At 70.5% G+C, this 2,801-nt stretch carries 2 protein-coding genes; both read right to left on the reverse strand.

Translation table 11 applies throughout. The annotated features are described in order from the left end of the window. Positions 1 to 51: 51 nt before the first annotated feature. Positions 52 to 1,758, reverse strand: coding sequence for a uroporphyrinogen-III synthase (locus ACFWP5_RS52155; RefSeq protein ID WP_384174432.1), 1,707 nt, complete (start codon positions 1,756 to 1,758; stop codon positions 52 to 54). Next, on the reverse strand, positions 1,755 to 2,699 hold the full coding sequence (gene hemC / locus ACFWP5_RS52160; RefSeq protein ID WP_384174437.1) for a hydroxymethylbilane synthase: 945 nt from the start codon (positions 2,697 to 2,699) through the stop codon (positions 1,755 to 1,757). The genes ACFWP5_RS52155 and hemC overlap by 4 nt, the downstream gene beginning before the upstream one ends. Between the last annotated feature and the right edge of the window lie 102 nt (positions 2,700 to 2,801).

Consider the following 2,801-nt stretch of genomic DNA (forward strand, 5'->3'; position numbering starts at 1 on the left):
CCCCACGGACGCCCGCCCCCACTCACCGCGACCTCGGACTCAACCGCAACCTCAGGTCGTACGCCGCCGCCGAGCACCGGGCCGACGCTCACTGGGCCGGGTAACCGGATCCCCCGCCTCCTGCGCGGCAGCTCTCCGCCGCAACCCGAAGTTCGCCAACGCCTCGGCCAACTTGTGCACGGACGGCTCCGGAGCCATCACATCCACCCGCAGCCCATGCTCCTCGGCGGTCTTCGCCGTAGCCGGACCAATACACGCGATCACGGTCACGTTGTGCGGCTTGCCGGCGATCCCCACCAGGTTCCGCACAGTGGAGGACGACGTGAAGAGAACGGCGTCGAAGCCACCCCCCTTGATCGCCTCCCGCGTATCGGCAGGCGGCGGCGAGGCCCGCACGGTCCGGTAGGCGGTCACGTCGTCGACCTCCCACCCAAGCTCGATCAGCCCGGCGACAAGCGTCTCGGTGGCGATATCCGCACGAGGCAGGAAGACCCGGTCGATCGGATCGAAGACGGGGTCGTAAGGCGGCCAGTCCTCAAGCAACCCGGCCGCAGACTGCTCACCACTCGGCACGAGATCCGGCTTCACACCAAAGGCGACCAGCGCCGTGGCGGTCTGCTCCCCCACAGCGGCGACCTTGATCCCGGCAAACGCACGAGCGTCAAGCCCGTACTCCTCGAACTTCTCCCGCACGGCCTTGACCGCGTTCACCGAGGTGAAAGCGATCCACTCATAGCGGCCGGTGACGAGCCCCTTGACCGCCCGCTCCATCTGCTGAGGCGTCCGCGGCGGTTCGACGGCGATCGTCGGCACCTCGTGCGGCACGGCCCCGTACGACCGCAACTGGTCGGAGAGCGACGCCGCCTGCTCCTTCGTACGCGGCACGAGCACCTTCCAGCCGAACAGCGGCTTGGACTCGAACCACGACAACTGGTCGCGCTGGGCGGCGGCGGAACGCTCACCGACCACGGCTATCACCGGTCGGCCACCTTCAGGCGACGGCAGCACCTTCGCCTGCTTCAGCGTCTGCGCGATCGTCCCGAGCGTCGCGGACCAGGTCCGCTGACGAGTGGTCGTACCAGCCACTGTGACCGTCATGGGCGTATCGGGCTTACGGCCCGCGGCCACCAGCTCACCGGCCGCGGCGGCCACCGAGTCCAGCGACGTCGACACGACGACCGTGCCGTCCGACGCCCCGACCTCGGTCCAGCAGCGGTCCGACGCGGTACGGGCGTCCACGAACCGGACGTCCGCCCCCTGCGCGTCCCGCAGCGGGACACCGGCGTACGCGGGCACGCCGACGGCCGCGGCGACACCGGGCACGACCTCGAACGGAACACCCGCGGCGACGCAGGCGAGCATTTCCTCGGCGGCGTACGTATCAAGTCCGGGGTCCCCGGACACCGCACGTACGACCCGCCTGCCGCCCCGCGCGGCCTCCATGACAAGATGTGCCGCATCCCGCACAGCGGGTAGGCCAACGGTTGTTGACGCACCGTCAACAACCGTTAGTTGAGGCGTGCCTGTGCCCTGGAACGAGCCCGAAGAGGGACTCGGATCCGGATGCACGACGGCTACGCCGGGTCGGGCGTGCGCACGTACGACGTCGAGCACCTCGTGCTCGGCGACGAGAACGTCCGCGTTCGCCAGCGCCTCTACGGCGCGCAGTGTGAGCAGTCCCGGATCTCCGGGTCCGGCACCCAGGAAGGTGACGTGCCCGTGTTCAGGACCGGCGGCGGGAAGAGTGGTGGGGCTCACTTGGCTTGCTCCCCCATGAGACCGGCCGCGCCCTGGGCAAGCATCTCGGCGGCGAGTTCGCGACCGAGCGCCAGTGCTTGGTCATGCGTCTCGGGCACGGGACCGGTGGTGGACAGCTGCACCGTACGCGAACCGTCGGTCGTGCCGACTATTCCGCGCAGGCGCATTTCCTTGACAATCTGCCCGTCGGCCAGAAGGTCGGCCAGCGCGCCCACAGGGGCGGAGCAGCCGGCCTCCAGGGCGGCGAGCAGGGACCTTTCGGCGGTCACGGCGACCCGCGTGAACGGATCGTCGAGCTCACCGAGCGCCGCGATGAGGTCCGCGTTGTCCGCGGCACACTCGATCGCCAGGGCCCCCTGGCCGGGGGCGGGCAAAATCGTGTCGACCGACAGGAAGTCGGTCACGTCGTCGAGCCGGCCGATCCGGCTCAGTCCGGCGGCGGCCAGGACCACGGCGTCCAGCTCACCGTCCCGCACGAAGCCGACCCGGGTGTCGATGTTCCCGCGGATCGGGACCGTCTCGATGTCGAGGCCGTGGCTGCGCGCGTACGCGTTCAGCTGGGCCGTGCGACGCGGGGAGCCCGTACCGATGCGCGCCCCGCGGGGCAGGTCGGTGAACTTCAGGGCGTCCCTCGCGACGATCACGTCCCGCGGGTCCTCGCGCTCCGGTACGGCGGCGAGCACCAGCTCCGCGGGTTGCCCGGTCGGCAGGTCCTTCAGCGAATGAACCGCGAAGTCGACCTCACCGCCGAGCAGCGCGTCCCGCAGCGCGGTCACGAAGACCCCGGTGCCGCCGATCTGGGCGAGGTGCTCGCGGGAGGTGTCGCCGTAGGTGGTGATCTCGACGAGCTCGACGGGCCGTCCGGTCACCTGGCTCACGGCGTCCGCCACCAACCCGGACTGGGCCAGGGCGAGTCTGCTCCGCCTGGTCCCGAGCCTCAAAGCCCCTTTTTCCTGCTCCCGCCTCCGGGGCGCCTCAGCCGGTGTCGAGAGTCCGGCCGTGCTCAGCCCTTCGGGCCTCCGCGCGGTCGGCCTCTCGTCACC

Origin of the sequence: Streptomyces sp. NPDC058469, from assembly GCF_042721125.1 — a bacterium.
Taxonomy (GTDB): domain Bacteria; phylum Actinomycetota; class Actinomycetes; order Streptomycetales; family Streptomycetaceae; genus Streptomyces.